Genomic DNA, 22,282 nt, shown 5'->3' on the forward strand with positions numbered 1-22,282 from the left:
TTTCGGAGTTTTGCACGTTCCTCTAAGGTTTGCGCTCTTCGAAATGGTCGAGGATCTTGCGCGCAATTCCTAGTCCGCCCTTTTCCGAGAGACCCTTCGCCAACGCCTCTGAGCCGAAACTCATTAATGCACTCCCGCTTCCCTCGGCTGAAGAAGTCAAGCCCCCCACCTCCGCATCGCCGTCCTGGTTCTCGCCGAAGGGTTGGGTCAAATCGAGAGGTTTCAGCAGCTCCTGCATCAAACTGGCCTCGAACTGGTGGGCGGCGGCAATCAGCTTCGGATCGAGCTGCGCATCGCGAACCGACTTCGGAGTGGATACCGACCGAAATGGAGCCGATGTCGCCCTCTCGGGCAGCAACTGAGCACCGTTCATCACAATACCTCCAATTCGGCTTCAAGAGCGCCCGCTTCCTTCATCGCCTGCAGAATCGAGATGATGTCCCGCGCTGTTGCCCCGATCTGTTGCAGGTTTTGGACGAGATCGTCCACCGTGGCTCCCTTTTTCAACTCGATATGACTCACTGGGCGGTCTTGCGTCTGAAGCTGCGTTTGCTGAACAACCTGGGTCGCTCCCTGACCAAAGGAATTTGGCTGCGATACCTGAAATTCGCTGACAACGTTGACAGTCAGGCCGCCGTGAAGGATCGACACCGGCTGGAGGCGGACGTCGCCCCCAATCACTACGGTTCCGGTCCGTTCATTGACCACCACCTTGGCCCGAGGATAGACCTCGACTTCAACCGCTTCGACCTCGGCCAGCAGCGCGGGCATATCTTCCGTCGCTGCTGGCTCGAGGTCGACCCGGCGGCTGTCTACGGCGATCGCCAGTGGCCGCTTCAACTCCTGGTTGATCGCTCCGGCCATACGCTCGGCAGTGCGAAAGTCGGCCTCATTGAGGAGCAGCGAAAAGCTGTGCATTTGCTTCAGCTCAAGCGGCACCTGCCGTTCGACGATCGCTCCATCCGGAATCCGGCCGGTGGTCGGATGGTTAAACTGCTTGCTGTTCCCATTGCTCGTGATTTCATAGCCCCCCAATACGAGAGGACCTTGACCCTGCGCATAGATCAGCCCGTCCGGCCCGTAGAGCGGAGTCATCAGCAGTACGCCGCCTTCAAGACTTCGGGCGTCACCCGCCGACGAGATCGTCAGATCGAGTCGATTTCCCGGACGCAAGAAAGGTCCCATCGTTGCGGTGACAAATACTGCTGCCATATTTTGGACGCGCAGCGTCGACGCTCCTCCGGTTTGGGGCAGTGTCACCCCCATCCGTTCGAGAGTAGAAATTAGAGTTTGAACAGGAAACACTGCTTGAGTGCTGTCTCCAGTACCATGCAATCCGACCACTAAGCCGTAACCCACCAATTGATTGTCGCGGATGCCTTCAACAGTGGCTACATCTTTCACCCTGGCGAGCTTTGCAGTTTTCGCAGCCGTCGGAGGCGCCGAGTTCCGGAGAAACGGGATTTCACTCCCCGATCCTCCCGGGGGCAAGGCCGCCTGGGCAGCCCCTCGACTTGATATACATGGCAGAGAGAAGAGCAGAAGCATGGAAAGAACTAGTCCCGAACTTGAAGATATTGATTGCCGTGACAAGGGAAACCTCCTAGAACACCAGCAACCGCTGGAAGAGCCGCACGATAAAATTTGGACGATACGTGTAATCGTTGATAATGCCCTTGCCGGCTACCTCGAGCTCGAGATTAGTGATCGCAGTCGACGGTACCTGATTGAGCGCACTCACATCCTCAGGCCGCACCACGCCCCGCAAGCGAATGGTCTGAGTCTGCTGGCTGAAGGTCACCTGACGCACCGCCTGAATAACCAGCATTCCGTTCGGCAACACTTCAACCACTTCGCCGCCTAGGGTGGTTGCCAGGTTGGAGTTTGAAACGCTTTGCCCTTGCGCATTGAGGCCGGAGCTGGAGGTCTGATTGAAGAGGTTCTGAAGGCGATTATTGACTGCCAGAGAACCGAAGAGTGAGGAGATTGCGGAACTCATATTCGAGGCTCGCGAGTTCTTCACCGTACCGTCGGTGGAGGCCGAGAGGCTCTCCGACACGACGACCGAGATGACATCATGGAGATTCCTGGCCTTGAGATCGGTCGACAAGTGGGTCAGTCGGCCATTGACGATCCATAGCGATCCGGTCGTGGGGGGGTCGATGCGATAGTCTCCGCGCACCCGTTCGATATACGCAGAGAGCGCGATATCAGCCGGCGCCGGCTTGGATGGTGCGATCCTCTTCATCCATCGCCCTTGTTCTTGTGCGTAGCCAGGCGCGACGCCGGCTGGGTTAGAAACAGCCTGACCGCCGCTCGTCTGGGTTGAGGACTGCGAAAACAATCCGGCCCTCCCCCAGAGCACCAAGGCAACAATGATGACGCCTCTGCGTGTCCGAGTAGAACGCTCGAAGAGACATTGAGAGAAGTGCCGGGGCCGGATCTTCACTGGTCCTCGCGTGTAAAACCAGGCCCAGCGATTGAATTCAACTCAACTGAACCCGTGGAGCGTACGATTCCCTGCAGCACATTGCCCCCAGAAGTGAGGCGAACTTTGACAAGCGAGCCATACAGCCCGCTCTCGAGCGCGACTCCGGAGAGATCGATGCGCGCGATGGGATCCTGCCGCCATAAGCGAACGCGGCTGCCGGCCAGGACCAAGGGTAGCGCGCTGCCGGTCTTTCTTTCGTGATTGTTGTCGGCTTGCACCGACTGTGCATTCAATCCTCCTGCGCTGGAGTAAGGAGCAACAGAGCCCTGGCCGGAGTGGTCAAACGCGAGTGACTCTATGGCGACGTTCGGCATCTCGGGATGAGCGCATCGTTCCAAAACAAACCAAGACCGCCGAAGAACGAAATCTCGCATAACAGACAAGCGGCGATAGCCGCTGTGACAACCATCGGTTTGGGTTGACGAGTCCGCTCGCAGGCCAGCAGCGTCCTGGTCCCCCGGAAATGGGCGAAGGCCGATAGTGTTGCTAGCAAAACCGGTTCCGCTCGACGGTAAAGCCGCCAAGAGCAAGCCACTGATCACGATGGCTCGCATGGCTGTACCTGGACGCCACTTCCCCCCACTTATAGAACTCATTGAACTCCCCCGTTCGACACTCACTACCGTGCCATGTTATTGACCTGGCTATACATGTCGTCTGCCGCGCGAATGACCTTGGAGTTTGATTCGTAGGCGCGCTGTGCCAGCACCATCTGAACGAACTCGGTAACGACGTCCACATTCGAGTTTTCGAGATAACCTTGCTGCAACGTACCCAAACCTTCTGTCCCCCCAGGATTCGCCAGCACTGGATCGCCGGAAGACAATGTGGAGGTAAATAGATTGGAGCCCTGACTCGCCAGGCCGCCCGGATTGACAAACGTGGCCAACTGAATCTGGCCCAGCTGGCTCGGATTTTGTTGTCCGGCAAGCGTCGCATTCACAACCCCATATTGGGTGATGGTCACCGCCGTCGCGTTCGAAGGAATGGTGATGTTAGGCAGCACCGGATTGCCATCCGTCGTTACGATCGTTCCTTGATTATTGAGGTGAAAGCTGCCGGCGCGGGTGTAGGCGATGGTGCCGTCGGGCATCGATACCTGAAAAAAACCGACATTCTGAATCGCAAGGTCAAGCGGGTTATTCGTCTGATTGAGATCTCCTTGCGTCATGATGACCTCAGTGGCAGCGGACTTAGTACCGAGTCCGATCTGCAAGCCTGCCGAAACCGTTTGTTGACTCTGTGCAGCTCCGGGAGTTACTAGGTTCTGGTAAATCATGTCTTGAAACTGAAGGCGGCGCTGGCGAAAGCCGGCCGTCGAGGAATTGGCCAAGTTATTGGCGATCGTATCTAAATTCAATTGCTGGGCGCTCATACCACTCGCCGCTGTGTAGAGTGCTCGAATCATGGTGTGTCCCCTTGATTAGTAGTAACGGTCATCGAAAACTATCAAAGCCTTCTACCTACATCCACAAGAGCGGCAGCGAAGAACAGCTAGACCTTCGGCAGCTCCTCGCTTGCGGTCTTGTCAAAATCATTGTGGAAAATAGAAAGCGTCTTCTGCATCATCTCCGCTTGGCGCTGCACTAGGATCAGTTGCAGCGAGCCCTGGATGACGTCCTGATTGGACCCTTCGAGCGACCCCTGGTGAACCCTCGCTTCGCGGGAAACAAGTGCCTTAGTGGGATCGGCGACATAACGATTGACGCCCTCCGGCACCATTGGTTCGGAGGTCGGAAAGGTAAAGACGCCAAGACTGCCTACAGATGCGCCGCCGCTCGAGATTACGCCATCGGAACCGACGCTGATCTCACCCGACGGTACCAGGATCGGTTTGCCCGCTGCGTTCAAGACGGTTTCGCCAAGGCTGGTAATCAGCTGTCCGCTGCGGGAACGCTGAAAGGCCCCATCGCGGGTGTATCGAATGCCCTCCAGTCCAGGTCGGCTTTGCACCGCGAAGAAGCCGGACCCTTCAATGGCTATATCCAGCGGATTTCCGGTATGGGTGAGTGGCCCCTGACTCAAATTGATGCTGTTGCCGCCCAGAACCCCGAAGTTGTTGACCGTCTTATTCAATTGGGAGCCAAGCGCCTCCGGACCCATGATGGCGCCGCGAAAGTATTCCCTCTCGGCACGGAAGCCGGTCGTGTTGGCGTTGGCCAGATTGCTTGCCGCCGAATCCAAGGCCTCGGTCCGCGCAAGCAACCCGGAAAATGCCGCATAATAGCCGCTGTCCACTCTGACCTCCTTGTCGTCTCAGATACCCTTTTCTTTTGCAGCCCAAAACCGCGCCTTGAGGGGAGCGCTGGCTGGAAAAGCATTAAGAACGATTGACTGTGCCGCACGGGTAGAGAGCAAGTAAAGGCCCACCAAGAAGTGGGCTGGGATTAAAGTGAGTTCAGAATGGTCTGGCGGGCAGGACACCCAAGACTGAGGTAGGTAGATTTAGTGCTCGGCAAAACGGCATGAGTAGCTAGGAGGGGTAAACGCGAACTCCGACCCGTGCTCCCGCGGCCGCCGTTGCCAGTGCCGGTGCGGCCTTAAACGATGCTTCTGGAGGATCTACCGACGTCAGGGGCTTGTCCCCAGATATCGGGCGATCAGCAATCGGGACTAGCCCAGATTCGCGAAAAACTCCTTCATCCTGGCAATGCCTTCATCCACATCTCCGTGGGTGACGGCGTAAGAAAGCCGGATGTGCTCCCGAGTTCCAAAGGCCTCACCGGGGACCGTCACCACGTGCGCCTCATGCAGCAACCGGCTGGCGAGTTCGAGAGCAGTCTGCGAACCCGGCCTACCCAGGTACGCCGACACATTCGGGTATACGTAAAAGGCGCCTTCGGGGATGGTGCAAGTCAGCCCCGGAATGGTCGCCAGGCCGGCCAGCACCTGGTCACGCAGCTTCAAGTAATCGGCCCGCATCTCGGCTACGCATTCCTGGGGCCCCGTCAAAGCGGCGATTGCCGCCTTCTGCACAAACGCGGCAGTCGAGCTCGTCGACTGACTTTGAAGCTTGCTCATTGCGGCGATGATCGGCTTAGGGCCAAGCGCAAAGCCAGCGCGCCAGCCGGTCATTGCATAGCTTTTCGAGAGCGAACCGGCAACGATCACGTGCTCCTTTGTTTCAGTGAAGGACGCACCACTCACCAGCGCTCCGTTATATTGCAGGTAGATATAGCATTCATCGAGGATGAGATATACCGAACGCTGATGCGCCAGCCGCACAATCCGCTCGAGATCCGCTGGAGCAATGACCGAACCTGCAGGATTGGACGGCGAGTTCAGAATAATTGCCTTCGTCCGCGGAGTAATCAACCGCTCCACCGCCTCTGCAGAAATGCGGAAGTTCTCCGCCTCCTCAGTCCCCAGATAGACCGGCTTGCCTCCGCCATATTGAATGATGTCCTTATAGGAAACCCAGTAAGGCACCGGCAGGATTACCTCATCGCCGTGCTCGACCAGCACCTGCAATGCGTTGAAAAGCGCCAGCTTGCCGCCAGTCGTGAAGACCGCTTCATCAATGGCGAAACTCGACCCAAAATCCTGCTCGTGCCGGTCAACGATAGCTTTCCGTACTTCCGGTATTCCCGAGACCACTGTGTAGCGAGTGAAGTTGCCGTCAATTGCGGCAATAGCAGCGTCTTTGATGTGACGGGGGGTGGCGAAGTGAGGCTCTCCAGCGCCAAAGTCAACCAGTTTCGCGCCTTGAGCGCGCAGTTTGGCCGCCTCAGCGGTCACCGCCATCGTGGCCGAAACTTCAATCCGGCCGATCCGGTCGGTTAAGATCTTCTGAGCAGTCGGGGTGGTCATTGTGACTTTTATTTTTTCAGATTTCCTGTTCGAATGCGGAGTGGCGACCAGGAAATCTCAAGTTGCCGCCGGCCAGCACCAATTTGCTCTACGGAATCTGTTGATTGTCTCAGGAACTCGGTAGAATTGGCTGGTAAGTCTTGGCCGTCGATCGTTCATAATCGCGAGCCTCCCTGCAACCCTTCCTGCACGGCTCGGTTCCAAAAAAGAATTCTTCTCAGGAAAGGATCTTCCCATGACCCTCTTGCTTGTTCAGATGTCCATCGTGCTCTTGGTGGCAGTAGTCTGTGGCCGGTTAGCGCGAAAGCTTGGTCAGGCTCGCGTCGTTGGGGAGATCATCGGTGGCATCCTGATTGGGCCCTCGGTCTTTGGTCGCTTCGCGCCGCATCTCTCTGCCAACCTTTTTCCCCCGTCTTCCTTCCCCCAATTAGAGATGCTTTCTACAGTGGGTTTGGTCCTGTTCCTGTTCCTTATTGGCATGGAACTCGATTACGCGCAGCTCTATCGACAGCGCGCCACTGCAATTGCCGCCAGCGGTATGAGCATCCTGCTGCCATTTGCCATGGGCGCAATCCTGGCGCACTCTTTGAGAACTCGCTTTGCTCCGCACGGGATCGGCAACATTCCATTTGTGCTGTTCCTCGGTATCGCCATGAGCATCACCGCTTTTCCGGTGCTTGCCCGCATCCTCGAAGAACGCAATCTGCAATCATCGCCACTCGGGACGACCGCCATCCTCTGCGCGGCCGTCGATGATGTTGTGGCTTGGAGTCTGCTCGCCATTGCCCTTGCGCTGATCGGAGAGGCTGGAGGACCCGCATCGCTTCCCTCGCGTCTGATTGGCCTCGCGGCCTATCTGTTCGTTATGCTCGGGGTCATTCGACCTTTGGCCGCCAAGCTGGTGAATCGCAGGAACAATCCAGAACTCTCGCTCGAACTCCTCGGCCTGATCGTCGCCGGCGTCCTGCTCTCCGCCGCTGCTACCGATAAAATCGGCGTTCATCCCCTCTTCGGAGCCTTCCTCGCCGGCGTCTGCTTTCCACGCATTGAGCATTGGCAGATCGCCATCCGCGAACGGCTGGACATGCTCGTTTCCGTACTCTTGCTGCCGTTGTTCTTCGCCCTTACCGGAATGCGGACACGCCTTGACCTGCTGAATGGCTCCGCCATGTGGATCTGGTCGGGGATCGTGTTGGCCGCCGCCATCTTCGGCAAGATGGGAGGCGCCGTCATCGCCGCCCGGTGGACGGGCCAGTCGTGGCGCAATGCCATCGCTCTCGGCGCACTCCTCAACACCCGGGGCCTCGTCGAATTGATCGTCCTCAACATTGCCTATAACGTTGGGGCGTTCTCGCCCACGCTCTTCACCATGATGGTGGTCATGGCCCTGGTGACGACGATGTGCACTGCTCCGGTGTTGAATTTGCTGGGCATCCGGGACGGGAAAAGCAAGGCTGCTCCACTCGACCATGCCCACGCATAATGGAGTGCATGATAGCTCTTCGATGTGGAAGAGTGGAGGCTCCCGAACGATGGGCGGCTTAAGGTGGGCAGCTCGCCCACTTATTACTACGATTCTCGGCTATTCACCCGGCGCTGCAGCCGCGCGATCACGAGTTCCGGAACCAGCCCATCAACCGAACCGCCTAACTGAAAGACTTCCTTCACCAATCGCGAGCTCACAAACGAATACTTCGCCGCCGGCATGAGAAAGACGGTTTCCAATTCAGGAGCCAATCGCTGGTTCATCAATGCCATTTGCAGCTCGTACTCATAGTCACTGATGGCGCGAATGCCGCGCATGACCGCTTGCGCTTGCTGTTCACGGGCGAAGTCGACAAGCAGCCCGTCGAATGCCGCCACGGAAACGTTACCAAATCCGGCAACGCTCTCAGTCAACATCTCCACCCGTTCAGGCACACTGAAGAGCGCGTGTTTTGCGGAATTCTTCAGCACGGCAACGACCAGATGGTCGAAGATGCGAGACCCGCGCGCAATCAGGTCAAGGTGACCATGCGTCATCGGGTCGAAGCTACCGGGATAAATTGCTTTTACTTTGTCCAAAGAGAGGTTCGCTCAATCGCGATTGTACGAATGCTCTCCCCGGGACGCAATTCAGCTGCTACGACGCGCTGCCGGCCTGACGACTTCCGCAGCCGCGGCGGCTCCATTCACCGGAATTGCGGGAACCTCGCTTGCTGGCAAGTTCACCAGTCCAAGCTTCTTACGCAACTCTGTATCGATGTTGGTGAAGGTGTCGCGGTGCTCCTTCAGATATTGCCGGACGTTCTCCCGTCCCTGCCCGATGCGCTCGCCGGCGTAGCTATACCAGGCGCCGGACTTTTCGACGATATTTTGCGCCACCGCCAGGTCGAGAACATCGCCTTCGCGCGAGATTCCCTCGCCATAGAGAATGTCGAATTCCGCCTCGCGGAAGGGCGCGGCCACCTTGTTCTTCACAATCTTGACCTTGGTACGCGATCCAACCACGGCATCGCCTTCCTTCACCGCAGCGATCCGCCGGATATCGATGCGCACTGAGGAGTAAAACTTGAGCGCGCGACCGCCGGTAGTTGTCTCGGGATTCCCGAACATCACTCCGATTTTTTCGCGGATCTGATTGATGAAGATAAGACTGGTGCGCGACTTTGAGACTGTCCCGGTCAGCTTCCGCAGTGCCTGCGACATCAGTCGCGCCTGCAGGCCCATGTGCGAATCGCCCATCTCGCCATCGAGTTCCGCCTTGGGAACAAGAGCAGCGACAGAGTCCACCACCAGCACGTCGATTGCACCCGAACGGACGAGCGCTTCGGTAATCTCAAGCGCCTGTTCGCCATAGTCGGGCTGCGAAATGAGCAGGTTGTCGATATCGACGCCCAACTTACGCGCGTAAAGTGGATCGAGCGCATGTTCGGCATCCACAAACGCCGCGAGGCCTCCATGCTTCTGTGCCTCCGCGATGATTTGCAGCGTAATCGTGGTCTTGCCTGAGGACTCTGGCCCAAAGATTTCGATCACTCGGCCACGCGGAACTCCGCCAACGCCCAATGCCGCGTCGAACGAGATCGATCCGGTAGAGATCACGGAGATCGGCACGATCGCTTCTTTGCTGCCCAGGCGCATAATTGAGCCTTTGCCGAATTGCTTTTCGATTTGCGATAGCGCCAGTTCTACTGCGCGAGCCCGATCATCCGCCACGTCAAATTCTCCGATCTTCGTTTTTTCTTCGTATTCTCAATGTAGCGCATTTTGGAACGCACAGAGCAGAGAGTACCTCCGCGAGCACGTGTATTTGCGCTGTTTATAAAAATAGTTGTGGAAACTTGGACAAAGTCTAGCATTCAGTCGGGCGGGAGATGCAGAGTATCCTACGGCTGCAAGCGACTGTTGACCCGAAATGGGAGGCTCACCAATTTGCTCACCGCTTCAGCAAATCAATTGGCTCGGTTACATCTCGGATCCGAAAATATTTTGCCAGGGAGGGATGCTGTCGCGCCACCGCCTTGTACATCTCCCACGCAACCCGTCGGTAAGAGAAGTGCCCCTGCGGAGTACTCCGCAGCTCTGAGATATAAAGCGCTTCAGCAAAATCCATTTTAAACAAGGCGCGAACTCGAGTGCCTAGAGGCAAAACATATTGGGCCGAGGCATCCGCGACCTTGTTTTTCAAATTTCGATAGGTTTCATGGGCGGCTCCGATCGTAAGGCGATAGCCGGCGCCGAAGCCTGCCTCCTCCAGAAACTCGGGGAAGTCATACCCGTGCAGGTGCGTAAACGGCTGCAGGATTTGCGTACACTTGCGATGACGATGCATATCGCGAAAGCCGCCAATATCCATCAGGATGTCGAATCGCAGCGTCTGTCCGGCGGAGAATTCGCGCAGCAAATCATCGTGACGGCCGCGGTGCCGCAAGCCAAGATCGACGATCTCGTTGCGGCGCGCCTCCGGCAACTGAGTAACGCAATCCCTGATCTGCCGGTAGGAATAATGGGAAGCGCCGTAGAGCAAGGTCGCGGCGAGTTCGACTTCCAGAGGCTCGTCGCGTTCAACCAGGTCGACAACCGGAGCGGGGTCAATCGGAGCCTCTGCCATTAGTTCCTGAGCGGCTTGCTCCAACTCCCGGCGAGTCGCGAGGGCATAGTCGCTTGGAACTGCATACTTTACCAGCGTCGGCGCAACCTTCACATCGCGCGTCAGCAACTCGGCCGCTCGCGCGCCAAGTGATGGATCAGCGGCAGCGATCTCGGCTTGCAAGGCTGCAAGCTCCGCGCCGTGCACATTCCAGGCCGCTCCTGAAGCAGCATCTCGCAGCTTCTCTCCCAGCTGTCGTACTTCCTCGTGCGGATCCGAGAGCAGTCGCGAAATCTGCGTTTCGAGGGTCCGCGCATTCACTATTTGTCCCAGCGAAGTATTCGTCGCCAGCGGCAGCAGGTAGCGGGCAACATCAAATGAGCGCGCCTTCAGGGTTCGCTCATAAGCGTCGGCCTTCATCTCCTCCGGCTTCGGCGTGGTGCTCTTGAAGTACTCCAGCATCGCCTGCGAGGTTCCGTGATAGCGGCTGAACAGCAACTCGATCGCCGACGAATATTGCTCGCGGGCTTCAGTATCGAGGCCAAAGTCGGGCAGATACCAACCGCCCTTCAGGAAGTTCTGATAGCGGGTCGAGCGCTCTTGTCCATCCCAACGCTGCTCATCCACCAGGGCGATGGCCGCGAGCAGCGATAAGCGTTCAATCGCAAAGGCTACATGAGCTAAATCGGCAATTGAGCGATGCCCATACTGGAAATAGAAGGTGTTGAGAAATTGCTCGGCGCGCTGACTGCTGATCTCGCGAAGGGATTGCTTCATCGATAGCGAGGAACGCGAGTATTTCGCCATTGCGTAGGCGAGCACTTCCGGGTCGGCCCCGTGGATCGCAAAGACTTCGGTGCGATTTTCGGCGTGCTCCCCGGCGGGAGCGGCTGACGGTCCAGACGGCGTAATATGGGTGGGCATGGGCGACCTCAGAATACGGCATTCTGCTCTGTGAAAACCCGGCGGCCCTTTCCGCTTTCTTAGGAGGCAGGGTTTATCCTGCTCTTTCGGCCCAGAATAGAGAGCGGATGACTTCATCAGACGAGAACGAAATTCTCTCCAGCGTCGGACACCGTCCCTGGCCTTTGCCACAGACGCGTTGGGTGATGACCCAGCGCTGGAACGATCTGCTTTTCGCTCATTGGCCGCTGCCGGCTACCCAGATCTCCCGGCTGCTTCCGGAAGGGCTGGCGGTCGATACCTTCGACGGCTCTGCCTGGGTAGGGGTGGTGCCGTTCTGGATGGATCGGGTCCAAATTCGCGGGATGCCCCTGGTTCCGGGGGCTAATCGCTTCCCTGAACTCAACCTTCGCACCTATGTTCGCGAAGCCGACACTAACGTCGCCGGCGTCTACTTCTTCTCGCTGGATGCCGCCAACCCCGCGGCTGTCGCGGCGGCGCGCCTGTTCTTCCACCTGCCGTATTACTGGGCCAAGATGAGTATTCAGCATCAAGGCAAGGACGAATTTCACTACTCGAGTGAACGCCGGCTGAGTCGACGACCGGTGCGATTTCAGGCGCAGTATCGAGGTCTTGGACGGATGAGCAACCTCGATCAAAGCCGTCCTGGAACCATCGAGCATTTCCTCACCGAACGTTATGCTCTCTATACCACTGGTGCTCGCGGGCAGTTGCTTCGAGGCAACATCCATCACCTGCCGTGGCCGCTCGAGCTGGCCGAGGCCGAGTTTCATACCAACGAATTGCCGGCTGCCCATGGCATCGAACTGCCGGATACGGCTCCGCTTCTGCACTATGCCCGCGAACTCGTCGTGTACGTGTGGTCGCTCGACCTGGCGCCAAGCCTGTTGAAACACCCCTCCGTCGCTGCGGTTCCGGAGCCGCTTTAGGCCTATTTTGGTGCAAAAAAAAGGCCGTTTTTGCACTGCTGCAGAGAGTTCTTTGGGATTTCTGGCGCGGTTTCGATCCACTCTTCAATTGTCGACTGCAAGATCCTGAAACTGCACCGCACCTGGTGCAATTCTCTTCGTGCTTTCCGCGAGGATAAAGTGGGGGAATTCAACTGTAGGCATGGAAAGTTGATTCTCCCACTCAAGCCACAAAGATGGCTTGAATGGGGCACCCTCATCGCTGCGTGTGACCCCCTTCCTTGAGCGGGACCGCTCCTCACTGAGTTGCCACCTGCTTCGCTGAGTTGAGCCACCTGCCTCACCCCTTGGTTTCATCGAACAGGAATGATCGAGATCGATCGCCCAGATCTAGCGACGATATCGCGAATGACGATGTTTGGAGGGTTGGGATTTGATCCCTTCGCCCGTCGCTGCAGTGTGAAGAGTTTGCCGGGTAGATGCGCTACAGCGGAATAAAACTTAGCAGCGCCTTGTTTCTGCACACAGTCGCTCACACGGATTCTGTGCAGCTTGTGAACGCACCCTATTTTTCTAGCAGGAGAAGGCATGTCTACAGGAGTAAGCCGTCGTCGTTTTATTCAGACTTCGGTAGCGACGGCAGCGGTTCTTAGTGTCCCAGCAGCACGGGCTATGGAATCAGAAGAGTATGTGGAGGCTCTCGTAGTCGGCAGCGGCTTCGGAGGAGCGGTGGCATCGTTGCGTTTGGGGCAGGCTGGCGTTGAGACGGTGGTGCTGGAACGGGGCAAGCGGTGGCGCATCACGCCTGCCGGGGATACGTTCTGTGGCATTGCGACTCCGGATGGGCGCGCGGCGTGGCTGAGCGACACGACGATCCTGCCTGCGCCTCTTCCCTCATCCCCGATCGAGGTCTTCACAGGAGTTCTCGACCGTAAGGTGGGAACCGGTACGACGGCTTACCGGGGCGCTGGGGTTGGCGGTGGCTCGCTGATTTACGGTGGAATCACCTACCAGCCGACCAAAGCGCTGTTCGAGACCGTATTCCCGAGCTGCGTGAACTACGACAAGCTGGACGAGGTGTACTTTCCGCGGGTGCGCGCAATGCTGCAGGCGACTCCGATCCCGGACGATATTTTTCAGTCGGACGCGTACCTGTCCAGCCGCATCCTGGTGGAGCAGGCGGCGAAGGCGGGACTGACCTCAATCAAGCCCGATATCGCAATCGACTGGAACATTGTGCGGGAAGAGATCGCGGGCAAAAAGGTCGCTTCGATCATTGCGGGCGAGGTGTATTACGGCACGAACAGCGGAGCTAAGAACAGCCTGGACCACAATTACCTGAAGCAGGCCGAGGAGACGGGGTATGTCGAGATCAAACCACTGCATCTCGTCAATTCGATTGAGGAAGCTGACGGCGGTCGTTATCGTGTGCAGGTCAACGAGATCAACGAGCAGGGAGCGGTGTTGAGGCAGAAGAAGTTCATCTGCCGATATCTGTTTCTTGCTGCGGGTTCGCTTGGGACCCCTGAGCTTCTGCTAAGGGCGCAGTCAAACGGCACACTGCGCCACTTGAACAACACGGTGGGAAAATTCTGGGGAACGAACGGAGAGTCGACGACGGTGCTGGTTGAAGGAGTGCAAACCAACATCAGCCTCGGCTCTCCCGGCGTGATCGCGGTGCAGGACCTGAACAATCCGGTTGCACCCTTGATTCTTGAGACGTTCCAGGCGGAGCCTCTGCCCCAAGGTGTGATCTCCGTTCTTGGCCAGGGCATCAGCAAGCCGGAAGGCTTTTTCACGTACAACGAGAAGACGCAGATGGCGGACCTCTTCTGGCCGATCAACTCAATCACCAGCAAGAACAACCTGCAGGCGTTGACCAACACGTACAACCTGCTGAACCAGGCAAACGACACGGTGCTGGCGGCCCCGATCGATCAGGTAAATACAGGTCATCCGGTGGGTGGGGCGGTGATCGGGCAGACGTGCAGCCATCTCGGCGAGGTATACGGCCACCGGAACCTCTTCGTGCTGGATGGATCGCTGATTCCCGGTTCAGCGGCGTGTGCGAATCCTTCGCTGACGATCGCTGCGTTGGCAGAACAGGCGATGGACCATTTCCTCAACCAGTCGCGTAGATGGTAGATAGAAACAGCGATCGGGAAACTAGAGGGGCAGAGGCTTGCCCCACGGTTTCTCCGGTTCTGGAATGAGGTCGCTTGCCGCGGTGTGTCACCGCGTTGGTCGGGCCGGTAGTTCCGCATCCTTGTAAAAGGGCACCCCGGAGTTCTGCCGATGCGATGATGCGGACTTCAATCTCAACATGGGAAGTTCATCTACGGAGAGTGATCTACCCATTCAAGCCACAAAGATGGCTCGAATGGGGCACCTGCGCATCCCCTCTGAGGGTTTAGTCCGATTTCTTTATACTCATCAAGAAGCGTATGGGTTTGGGCGCTTGGGGAAGAGACTTTTTTGCTTATGGCTATTTCGGAAGATTTGTCGTTGACGGGGAAGATTGCTCTGGTGACGGGGGCTTCGCAGGGTATTGGACGCGCTGTCGCTTTGCGGCTGGCGGCGGAGGGTGCGACCGTGGCTCTGGCGGCCCGCAATGAGTCCAAACTGAAGGAAGTTGCGGCGGAGATTGCCGCGGGTGGTGGAGCGGCGGAGACGTTCGTGCTCGATGTGGCTAATGAGGAATCGATCAAGGCTGGCGCCAAGGCGGTGTTGGCGCGCTTTGGGCGAATCGACGTCCTGGTCAACAATGCCGGCATCACCCGGGACAACCTGCTGCTGCGGATGAAGCGTTCCGATTGGGATGACGTGCTCGAGACCAATCTTACCGGGACGTTCCTGCTGACGCAGGCGGTGATCGGCGCCATGATGAAGGCCCGCTTTGGACGGATTATCAATGTCTCGAGCGTAGTCGGGCGCATGGGCCAGGCGGGCCAAGCCAACTATGCGGCGAGCAAAGCCGGGTTGATCGGGTTCACGAAATCGCTGGCGCGGGAACTCGCCTCGCGCGGGGTGACCGCCAATGTGGTCGCTCCCGGGTATATCGAGAGCCCGATGACGGCGGTGCTGGATGAGAAGCAGAATCAGACGATCTTGAGCCACATCCCGCTGGGAAGAATCGGCAGCGACACGGATGTCGCTCATGCGGTCGCCTTTCTGGCCAGCCCGGGGGCGGGTTACATCACGGGGCATGTTCTCGACGTGAATGGCGGGATGTACATGGGGTGAACTTAGGTATGGCTTCTGCGTCCCCATCTGAAGTTCATTCAAGAATTGATGAAGGGTGAACGTAAGCATATCGCTCGAACACAGATTCTTCGCTTTGTTCGAGGCAGATTCTTCGCTTTGCTCGAAGACCGATTCTTCGCTTTGCTCGAGGTTGACTGGAGTTTGTTTCCAAACTTCAGACTCGGGAAGCCAGGCGCCTCGACCGGCAGGCCGGCGATCAGGTTGCGGCCACGCCTGAGACATGCCCGGCCTGCTCCGTTACTGCTTGCTGGATCTGCTTGCGCCGGGCCAACTGCGCATTCACCTCGGCGCCGAGCAACATGGCGACAGCGATGATGTAGAACCAGAGCATTAAGACGATCACCGCCCCGAGCGAGCCGTAGGTTACGTCATAATCGGCGAAGTGCTTGAGGTAGAAGGTGAATCCGAAAGAGCCGAGGAACCAGCCGAACACGGCCAGCACGGCCCCGGGAAGCGCCGAACGAAAGGTGATCCTGGCGTTCGGCCCGAAGACATACATCACCAGCACTGCGGCCAGGAACGTCGTGAACGTAAGCGCCAGCCGAATGGCCGGCCACATCCTGCCAAAGCTATCCGGCGTGGGGAAGACGGCTTCCACCATATGGCCGAAGTCCGACCCGAGGATTAGCAGGATGAGCGAGGTCGTAAACAAGGCGCCGGTGGTAAACGTCAGCAGGAGCGCCTGCAGCCGGTCCCGCCACCACGGCCGCGAGTCCCTCACTCCGTAGGCGATGTCGAGGGCTTCGATGACTGCCGAATAGCCGCCGGTCGACGACCATAGATATCCGAGGACGCCGAAGGAGAGTAATCCTCGGGCATGGGGCGAAAGCACACTGATGACGATCTTCTGAACCAAAGCCATCGCATCGGGCGGCACCACGGTCGCCATGAGATCCAAGAGTTGATCGAAGATGTTGGGGATGGGCAAGTAACTCAGGAGCGAAGAAAACACAATCAGCAGCGGAACGAGCGAGAGCAGGAAGTAAAACGAGAGCGCGGCGGCGACCACGAATGATCGGGTGCGAAACATCTCCTGCCACACTCCGAGAGCGAAGGAGCGGAGCTCAAATTTGCGAGTGGCGCTCCGTACACTCGAGCGTCGCAGCATGCAATCGTTCCCTCCGCAGCAATCGTATACAACACTGGTTGCGATGTGGATTCGCGAAATTGAGATGCGCAGGCAGGCGGGAGCTTGCCGGGAGCAGCACGGTCTCATCAACAATCACTTGAGAGACGGGCGCCTGGTTCAGGGCGCTTTGGTGAAGGGCGTGATTTCCGGTAACGGAGATTGAAGCACCACCGTATACACTGAGATCATTCTTGGGGAGATCGTCTTGCGCTTTGTACTTTTGTTCCTTGCCGTCTGCGGCATCGTCGTCTCGAGCCTCGCTCTGCACGTGCATTATTCGACTGACTTGCAGCCCTGCAGCATCAACGAGAAGTGGGATTGCGGGATCGTGAACCACAGCCGTTTTGCGGTCATGGGCCATGTTCCGGTGGCGGTTATTGGCATCGGCGGCTACTTGATACTTGGCTTACTGGCGTTGCTGGGACGCTATCGCCTGCTGGTTGCGGCCAGTCTTGCCGGGTTGGCATTTTCTCTCTACTTGACCAACATTGAGGCCAATCAGCTGCGGGTCTGGTGTCTCTACTGCGTTATCTCTCAGGGCATCATTGCCCTACTCACCTTGTTCGCTGTAGGGGCGGCGATCTGGGGAAGGAAATCCGCGGCTATTCCGAGTCGAGTGTGAAGTTCGTTTAGGAATGGAACAGAATGCGGGACCCAGATCCTTCGCTTTGCTCAGGAGACGGGAGATGCTTTACGCATCTGAGGCTCGCAACACCCGAGAGTCATTGAGTGGTGAGTTTCGAATTTCCTTCAAGGTTTCCCCTTCAGGGTTGGAGCGGGAAGTTGGAAGAGAAGGGGCCTCAAAGGTCCGATCGCCGCATCGGCTTGCGGGCTCAAAGCCCACGTTCGACATTGGGTCCCGACTTCGGTAAGGGGCTAAATCCCGCTTATACGCCATCCGGACTCTAGCTGGATTCCTTCTGGCTTTCTCCCTTGCTATTTCCCGGTCTCTCAATCAGGATTCATCCAGGCGGAGTTGGCTGCATAGTACTTTGGCTCTGGATTTGAATCGAGGCAGGTAGGGTATGACCCGGCGCAAGCGGGTCAATCTTACCTGGCGGGACTTCTCAACTTCGAGCCTAAGAGGGATTCGGCCAGATGCTTTTTGAAATTCAAGTTAGCTCATATCTTCAAACCTCACAGAACTAACCCGTCCGAAAACAAGAATCGAGCAAGTTCGACAGTATTTACCGGGTGCGCATGGACTTTTTACATGGACCCGAGAATGTTACGGGAGTATATCACTGGGATAGGGCGATTTTATGTCAATTAGTTACATCCTGGATTTCCTCAGATGATTCCGAAGTATTTTGACTCCTACGAAAAATGTGCTTGCTTTGTGTACTTTGCGCGTGTTAACCATACTGCCAACACTTCATCGCTTTATGCGACCACTGATGTACTGCCTGGGAAGTTTCACAAGCAAGACCGTGTGGACGGAAGGCCACAATAAAACCATGAAAATCGGAACGACCATTCGCGGTTACCGCCTGCAAAAAGGACTGTCACAGGGAGATGTAGAGAAGCGCACCGGGTTGTTGCGCTGTTACCTGTCTCGCGTAGAGAACGGCCATACGGTTCCCTCGCTGGACACATTAGCCAAGATCGCGCAGGCCCTCGATCTTCCGCTCGCACAATTTTTTGTCGAGGATAGTTTAGGACGCGAGATCAACACCCAGAAACTCACCGACGAAGAGCTTCGTTTCTTGACGCAGATACGACGCTACTCCACCAACCTCAATGACAGCGACAGAAAGCTGTTACTGGCTATGGTCAAGAAGTTTGCAGCTACCGCGGTCCGCTGAAGTCGCCAATGGAAAACCTGGGGTGTTCCGCAATATGCTCCCGGAGCGCCCTTTTCTGAATCTGGCTCGATTGGTGAGGCCACAACACTCGTGCCTTTGCGGTTGAAGCCCGACGGATGGCGGCGTAGTCCCACAAGCATTTTGAGCCTGTTTCCCCCCAGAACAGCAGCTGAGGGACGGCACTCCGGCTAACGAATGTCGCGGACCAGAGCCAGATAGTCGGGACGATCGGCGATGGTCCGATAGCGGAAGAAATTGGCGATTTTCCCCCCGCGCAGAAAAAAGACGCCGGGCATCTGATGAGCGTCCTCGCGCAGCAATCCGAAGCCATAGCTGCGAATGGCTCCCATGGCCCAGGCCTTCAAAACAGTTGGCCGCAGGAAATGACTGAAGGGACTTGTGCGGCCGAGCGCAAAGGCGGGGTGACGGTACAAGCTGGCGTCGGGGTTGCTGACACGCTCGACATCGGAGAGCTTGTAATACTCGAAATAGGGTCGGGCGCGGTCTGGTGTTCCCAGATGCACAAAGACGGGGCGGACGCCCTTCGCCTCCAATTGGGTCCGGACCTGGGAGAGGCGATCGAGCGCCTCGCGACAGAAGGAACAGCCGAAGTGGCGCAGAAAGATCAGCAGCACCGGGGATTCCTGGGTGAGTTCAAGCAGGCTTCGGCCGGATTCGGCGTGGAACTGATCCAGGGCTTCGGGGAGCGCAGCTTGATCTAACGGAATAGCAACGGTCGATGACACGGAGACTTCCTTACAAGGATCCTACATCACTGATGGCCCGCTGCCCATTCTTCCCGCAGCCGTGTGCGGATTTCTGGGGTGAGTCACAAATGTCCTGACGAAAGGTGACTATAGGGCGTATTGCTGAAGACTCAGATCCTTCGCTGCGCTCAGGATGACGAGAATTGTCAGTGAATTGAAGACTCACCCCCGCTGGGGAATCTCCTGATTCAATAGGTTAGGTTTCCCTCTGCAGCTAAAGCTACCTTTGTTTGGTTGCATTCATGGCGCGGCTGAAGCCATGCCCCCTTCGAGCTCTGAATTTCACCAAAGCTGTTTGACTTTAGCCGCACTGATTTGACTTAAACCAGAGCTGATCTAACTTCAGCCAGACCTGTTCTGGAGGCTAAGCCTTCACGAATCGCATGGAAGCTGAATTCATGCAGTAGCGCAGCCCGGTTGGGGGCGGTCCATCGTCGAAGACGTGACCGAGGTGGGCCTCGCAACGCCTGCACTTTACTTCCGTGCGGGTCATCCCGAAAGAGCCATCGACTTGCTCAAGGATATTCTCCTTGGCGATCGGGGCCCAGAAGCTCGGCCAACCCGTTCCTGAATCGAACTTGGTCTTGGAATCGAACAAGGCCGTATCGCAGCAGATGCAGCGGAAGATCCCCTTGCCGTGTTCGTTCCAGGTACTGCCGGTGTAGGCGATCTCGGTATCGGCGCGCCGGGTGATGTTGAAGGCGTTCCCGGAGAGCTGCTGCTTCCATTCCGCGTCGGTCTTGACTACCTTTGGCACCGACTCCTTTCCTAAGTTCTTGCCATCGTCACTGAAGTTGACGATCGTCACCATGCCGGGCGTTCCCTTGCCCGCGCCACTCGCTTCGACGGCCGGCACTCTCCGCATGGAGAGGAATGTAAAGCCTGCAAGGGCCGCACCGCCCGCGCCAAGAAATACCCGGCGCGTCATTCTTCTGGACTGCTTTTCCTGGTTCAACCCCGAATCGAACATATTGCACCTCTTGCTTTGCAGTGACTTTGAAGCTTCGAGCGCCGGCGACCGCGCTCTCGGTCGAAAAGCTCGCTGGCCTTTCAGTCTGCACCTATCGGACTCCTGAAGACCACTAAAAGTTACGCATTGGCAGGGGAGAGCCTTCAGCACCTGAAAGCCTGCCGGCTCAGTTCGCCCGCTTCAGTTCAGATCGTCTGACTGCTCGTCCTCTCGACGCGAGTCTGGCGGCAGAGGTGGGGACTTGGCGAGCGGCCTGGTGATTTCGTCCAAGTAGTTGGGGACGCCTTCTACTCGCTCCAGCACGGGGTAGCGCTCGCCGTCATGGTAATTGATGTCCGCTGTAGAGAGGTACGAGTCGGCCTGGACGATCAAATGAATGGGCTGAGTCGTGCCCTTTGCCTCGCGGATGGCCGCCTTCAGCAGCCTGGGGGTGAAAGCCTGGCCGTTGACGGCAAGGATCTTCTGGCCAGGTGCGAGCCGGGCCTGGTCGGATGGCCCATTCCAGCGCACATCGGTGATGTTGCCCTCACCCTTCACGCGAATGCCGAGCGAGAACCATGTATCAATCGAGGCGTCTGCGCGATGTCGAGACTTGGATAGGAGGGTCTTCTCGCTGGGACTGAGCCGGTCTCGATAGACAAGCTTATAGCCTCCCTGTTCGATGCCTGCCAGATCCGCCCTAGGATTGATGTTATCGATGCGGTCATGGAGGAAGGTGGCCCAGTCGTACGGCATCACCTGGTTGAGATCGGCGACCAATTCATCGAAGGTATAGGGGAGGATCAGCGGACCGGTGTTACCGCCCTGGCCGAGAAAGATGCGCTCGAAGTCGTTCAGGGATTTCCGATCTCCGGTTGTCTTTCGAATCAGAGTATCGGCATCGAGCCAGAGGAGTTCGCCCTCCTGGTAGTAATCCTGGCCACGTCTCCAGTTCGACCATGAGGGATTGCCGCCGCGCAGGACGCTCGCAGCGACGGCTGTATCTTCGGTAGGCCGCCATTGCCGTCCGGGACGATTATCGAGGCTAGCAGCGGAGTAAGCGAGCATGTCGCGGTATTGCGCCGGTGATGTCAAGCTGGAGCGGGCCGCGAGCACGTTCCCCAGAAACTGGGTCATTCCTTCGTAAACCCACAGCATGGCTCCCTGCTGCGGGCTGGCGAAATCCGGCTGGTAGAGTCCGACCGGGCGGCGGTACTTTCCATTCCAGGAGTGGGTGAACTCATGCGCGAGCAAATCCGCCTCAGCCAATTGGCGCTCTGCATCGGCAAAGGTCTTCTCGTCCACTCCGTTGTCGGAGGACTGATCGTGCTCCAGACCTTCCCCACCGGCGGCGTCGGAGAGGGTCAGCAGGAAGTGGTAGACATGGTAGTGATGAGAGGCATACATCTTGTCGGCCTCCCTAACCAGATTGGCCACCTCAGCGAGGAATACCGGACGCAGATTGGAATCATCCGGCTGATCGGAGACGACGTCGAGGTAGTGTTTGGGCGAGATCTCCGGAGCCAGCGGGAATTCATGAAAGTACTGGCCGGCAATCACGGGTGAGTCTTCCAATTGCTCGACATTTGTAGCCGCGTAATGGGTGACCACCCCGGGCGCGGGTATCGGGTAGGCGCCGTTTCCCTCCGGCGTGAGCGCTGTTCCGATCCCCCAACCGGCGGGAACGATCAACGATGGCTGGATGGGAATCTCTTTCACCGGGATGTTCGCCGGGTAGAGCAACAACTTCTCCCACTCCAGCACGGCGATCTTCTGAGTGACCCGTTCGGTCACGATGCAGTCGAGATGCGCGTGCAGAGTGGTGACTCCGGGCGGAATGGTCAGGTGGAACTGATAGAGATCGACATCGTCGCGACGCCAGATGATGGGCTTGCCGCCTGCAGTAAAAACCACGCCGGTAATTTCATCGACCGGACCGGTTGGACGATGGTTGCCGGGGATCCACTTGGGGGTAGTCAGGGTCAGCGGACCTGGCGCGACCGGCAGGTCGACTTCGGCATGATAGAGCTTGCGGGGCGCGTCGGAGAGATCGGCGGTGATCTGGATCGGCGTTTGCGCGAACATGCTGCCCGCTCCGACCAGGGTGAAAGTGAAAATCGCTACGCGACAGACCACTGGGCGGAACAAGGACATGTGGATGAA

Annotated in this window: 21 protein-coding genes; 7 read left to right on the forward strand and 14 right to left on the reverse strand. The window is 57.5% G+C overall.

The window, feature by feature from the left end; all coding sequences use genetic code 11:
- Positions 1-22 precede the first annotated feature (22 nt).
- From ACPOL_RS04835 to ACPOL_RS04865, 7 genes are all read right to left on the reverse strand, one after another.
- The gene (locus ACPOL_RS04835) at positions 23-373 is read right to left on the reverse strand and encodes a hypothetical protein (protein WP_114206055.1); all 351 of its coding nucleotides are present in this window, start codon (positions 371-373) and stop codon (positions 23-25) included.
- On the reverse strand, positions 373-1,404 hold the full coding sequence (locus ACPOL_RS04840; protein ID WP_338026749.1) for a flagellar basal body P-ring protein FlgI: 1,032 nt from the start codon (positions 1,402-1,404) through the stop codon (positions 373-375). The genes ACPOL_RS04835 and ACPOL_RS04840 overlap by 1 nt, the downstream gene beginning before the upstream one ends.
- Before the next feature lie 199 nt (positions 1,405-1,603).
- The gene (locus ACPOL_RS04845; RefSeq protein WP_236657243.1) at positions 1,604-2,449 is read right to left on the reverse strand and encodes a flagellar basal body L-ring protein FlgH; all 846 of its coding nucleotides are present in this window, start codon (positions 2,447-2,449) and stop codon (positions 1,604-1,606) included.
- Positions 2,446-3,087, reverse strand: coding sequence for a flagella basal body P-ring formation protein FlgA (locus ACPOL_RS04850; protein ID WP_114206057.1), 642 nt, complete (start codon positions 3,085-3,087; stop codon positions 2,446-2,448). Before ACPOL_RS04850 ends, ACPOL_RS04845 begins: the two co-directional genes overlap by 4 nt.
- A 23-nt stretch (positions 3,088-3,110) precedes the next feature.
- Positions 3,111-3,899: a flagellar basal-body rod protein FlgG gene (flgG, locus tag ACPOL_RS04855; protein WP_114206058.1), complete on the reverse strand. Its 789-nt coding sequence runs from the start codon at positions 3,897-3,899 to the stop codon at positions 3,111-3,113.
- 86 nt (positions 3,900-3,985) lie between these two features.
- Complete coding sequence (locus ACPOL_RS04860) at positions 3,986-4,729, reverse strand: flagellar hook-basal body protein (protein WP_114206059.1); 744 nt, start codon at positions 4,727-4,729, stop codon at positions 3,986-3,988.
- A 375-nt stretch (positions 4,730-5,104) separates the two neighbouring features.
- Positions 5,105-6,301, reverse strand: coding sequence for a pyridoxal phosphate-dependent aminotransferase (locus ACPOL_RS04865; protein ID WP_114206060.1), 1,197 nt, complete (start codon positions 6,299-6,301; stop codon positions 5,105-5,107).
- 235 nt (positions 6,302-6,536) lie between these two features.
- On the opposite strand from ACPOL_RS04865, the gene ACPOL_RS04870 reads away from it, so the two are divergent.
- On the forward strand, positions 6,537-7,784 hold the full coding sequence (locus ACPOL_RS04870) for a cation:proton antiporter domain-containing protein (RefSeq protein ID WP_114206061.1): 1,248 nt from the start codon (positions 6,537-6,539) through the stop codon (positions 7,782-7,784).
- 86 nt (positions 7,785-7,870) lie between these two features.
- Here the strand turns inward: ACPOL_RS04870 and coaD are convergent, their stop codons facing one another.
- From coaD to ACPOL_RS04885, 3 genes are all read right to left on the reverse strand, one after another.
- Positions 7,871-8,365, reverse strand: coding sequence for a pantetheine-phosphate adenylyltransferase (gene coaD / locus ACPOL_RS04875; RefSeq protein WP_114206062.1), 495 nt, complete (start codon positions 8,363-8,365; stop codon positions 7,871-7,873).
- A 51-nt stretch (positions 8,366-8,416) separates the two neighbouring features.
- The gene (gene recA, locus ACPOL_RS04880) at positions 8,417-9,499 is read right to left on the reverse strand and encodes a recombinase RecA (RefSeq protein ID WP_114206063.1); all 1,083 of its coding nucleotides are present in this window, start codon (positions 9,497-9,499) and stop codon (positions 8,417-8,419) included.
- 220 nt (positions 9,500-9,719) lie between these two features.
- On the reverse strand, positions 9,720-11,297 hold the full coding sequence (locus ACPOL_RS04885; protein ID WP_114206064.1) for an FAD-dependent thymidylate synthase: 1,578 nt from the start codon (positions 11,295-11,297) through the stop codon (positions 9,720-9,722).
- Between the two features lie 107 nt (positions 11,298-11,404).
- On the opposite strand from ACPOL_RS04885, the gene ACPOL_RS04890 reads away from it, so the two are divergent.
- The 3 genes from ACPOL_RS04890 (at position 11,405) to fabG (ending at position 15,448) form a co-directional block, all read left to right on the forward strand.
- Positions 11,405-12,226 (forward strand): YqjF family protein, encoded by an 822-nt coding sequence (locus ACPOL_RS04890; RefSeq protein WP_114206065.1) that lies wholly within the window; start codon positions 11,405-11,407, stop codon positions 12,224-12,226.
- 567 nt (positions 12,227-12,793) lie between these two features.
- Complete coding sequence (locus ACPOL_RS04895; protein ID WP_114206066.1) at positions 12,794-14,350, forward strand: GMC oxidoreductase; 1,557 nt, start codon at positions 12,794-12,796, stop codon at positions 14,348-14,350.
- Positions 14,351-14,686: 336 nt separating this feature from the next.
- Positions 14,687-15,448 carry a 3-oxoacyl-[acyl-carrier-protein] reductase gene (gene fabG, locus ACPOL_RS04900; protein WP_114206067.1) on the forward strand — a complete coding sequence of 254 codons (762 nt, stop codon included), beginning with the start codon at positions 14,687-14,689 and terminating at the stop codon, positions 15,446-15,448.
- A gap of 217 nt (positions 15,449-15,665) precedes the next feature.
- Here the strand turns inward: fabG and ACPOL_RS04905 are convergent, their stop codons facing one another.
- On the reverse strand, positions 15,666-16,577 hold the full coding sequence (locus ACPOL_RS04905) for a YihY/virulence factor BrkB family protein (protein WP_161557213.1): 912 nt from the start codon (positions 16,575-16,577) through the stop codon (positions 15,666-15,668).
- Between ACPOL_RS04905 and ACPOL_RS33435 the strand changes: the two genes are divergently transcribed.
- The 3 genes from ACPOL_RS33435 to ACPOL_RS04915 all read left to right on the forward strand — a co-directional run bounded on the left by ACPOL_RS33435 (position 16,576) and on the right by ACPOL_RS04915 (position 18,403).
- Positions 16,576-16,761 (forward strand): hypothetical protein, encoded by a 186-nt coding sequence (locus ACPOL_RS33435; protein ID WP_161557214.1) that lies wholly within the window; start codon positions 16,576-16,578, stop codon positions 16,759-16,761. The genes ACPOL_RS04905 and ACPOL_RS33435 overlap by 2 nt on opposite strands.
- A gap of 42 nt (positions 16,762-16,803) precedes the next feature.
- On the forward strand, positions 16,804-17,220 hold the full coding sequence (locus ACPOL_RS04910) for a vitamin K epoxide reductase family protein (protein WP_161557215.1): 417 nt from the start codon (positions 16,804-16,806) through the stop codon (positions 17,218-17,220).
- A gap of 835 nt (positions 17,221-18,055) precedes the next feature.
- Entirely contained in the window at positions 18,056-18,403 is a 348-nt protein-coding gene (locus tag ACPOL_RS04915; RefSeq protein ID WP_114210597.1) for a helix-turn-helix domain-containing protein, read from the forward strand.
- 188 nt (positions 18,404-18,591) lie between these two features.
- Here the strand turns inward: ACPOL_RS04915 and ACPOL_RS04920 are convergent, their stop codons facing one another.
- The 3 genes from ACPOL_RS04920 to ACPOL_RS04930 form a co-directional block, all read right to left on the reverse strand.
- Complete coding sequence (locus tag ACPOL_RS04920; protein WP_114206070.1) at positions 18,592-19,149, reverse strand: thioredoxin domain-containing protein; 558 nt, start codon at positions 19,147-19,149, stop codon at positions 18,592-18,594.
- Positions 19,150-19,534: 385 nt separating this feature from the next.
- Positions 19,535-20,140: a peptide-methionine (R)-S-oxide reductase MsrB gene (msrB, locus tag ACPOL_RS04925; RefSeq protein ID WP_114206071.1), complete on the reverse strand. Its 606-nt coding sequence runs from the start codon at positions 20,138-20,140 to the stop codon at positions 19,535-19,537.
- Between the two features lie 180 nt (positions 20,141-20,320).
- Entirely contained in the window at positions 20,321-22,273 is a 1,953-nt protein-coding gene (locus ACPOL_RS04930) for a M61 family metallopeptidase (protein WP_114206072.1), read from the reverse strand.
- Positions 22,274-22,282: the final 9 nt, after the last annotated feature.

The organism is Acidisarcina polymorpha (assembly GCF_003330725.1).
Taxonomy (GTDB): Bacteria; Acidobacteriota; Terriglobia; order Terriglobales; family Acidobacteriaceae; genus Acidisarcina; species Acidisarcina polymorpha.

What these genes read in the sequence shown, in the direction of transcription:
- ACPOL_RS04835 (WP_114206055.1), bottom strand. Translation starts at nt 373, where the DNA reads ATGAACGGTGCTCAGTTGCTGCCCGAGAGGGCGACATCGGCTCCATTT.
- ACPOL_RS04850 (WP_114206057.1), bottom strand. Translation starts at nt 3,087, where the DNA reads ATGAGTTCTATAAGTGGGGGGAAGTGGCGTCCAGGTACAGCCATGCGA.
- flgG (WP_114206058.1), bottom strand. Translation starts at nt 3,899, where the DNA reads ATGATTCGAGCACTCTACACAGCGGCGAGTGGTATGAGCGCCCAGCAA.
- ACPOL_RS04865 (WP_114206060.1), bottom strand. Translation starts at nt 6,301, where the DNA reads ATGACCACCCCGACTGCTCAGAAGATCTTAACCGACCGGATCGGCCGG.
- ACPOL_RS04870 (WP_114206061.1), top strand. Translation starts at nt 6,537, where the DNA reads ATGACCCTCTTGCTTGTTCAGATGTCCATCGTGCTCTTGGTGGCAGTA.
- ACPOL_RS04885 (WP_114206064.1), bottom strand. Translation starts at nt 11,297, where the DNA reads ATGCCCACCCATATTACGCCGTCTGGACCGTCAGCCGCTCCCGCCGGG.
- ACPOL_RS04890 (WP_114206065.1), top strand. Translation starts at nt 11,405, where the DNA reads ATGACTTCATCAGACGAGAACGAAATTCTCTCCAGCGTCGGACACCGT.
- ACPOL_RS04895 (WP_114206066.1), top strand. Translation starts at nt 12,794, where the DNA reads ATGTCTACAGGAGTAAGCCGTCGTCGTTTTATTCAGACTTCGGTAGCG.
- fabG (WP_114206067.1), top strand. Translation starts at nt 14,687, where the DNA reads ATGGCTATTTCGGAAGATTTGTCGTTGACGGGGAAGATTGCTCTGGTG.
- ACPOL_RS33435 (WP_161557214.1), top strand. Translation starts at nt 16,576, where the DNA reads ATGCAATCGTTCCCTCCGCAGCAATCGTATACAACACTGGTTGCGATG.
- ACPOL_RS04905 (WP_161557213.1), bottom strand. Translation starts at nt 16,577, where the DNA reads ATGCTGCGACGCTCGAGTGTACGGAGCGCCACTCGCAAATTTGAGCTC.
- ACPOL_RS04915 (WP_114210597.1), top strand. Translation starts at nt 18,056, where the DNA reads ATGAAAATCGGAACGACCATTCGCGGTTACCGCCTGCAAAAAGGACTG.
- msrB (WP_114206071.1), bottom strand. Translation starts at nt 20,140, where the DNA reads ATGTTCGATTCGGGGTTGAACCAGGAAAAGCAGTCCAGAAGAATGACG.
- ACPOL_RS04930 (WP_114206072.1), bottom strand. Translation starts at nt 22,273, where the DNA reads ATGTCCTTGTTCCGCCCAGTGGTCTGTCGCGTAGCGATTTTCACTTTC.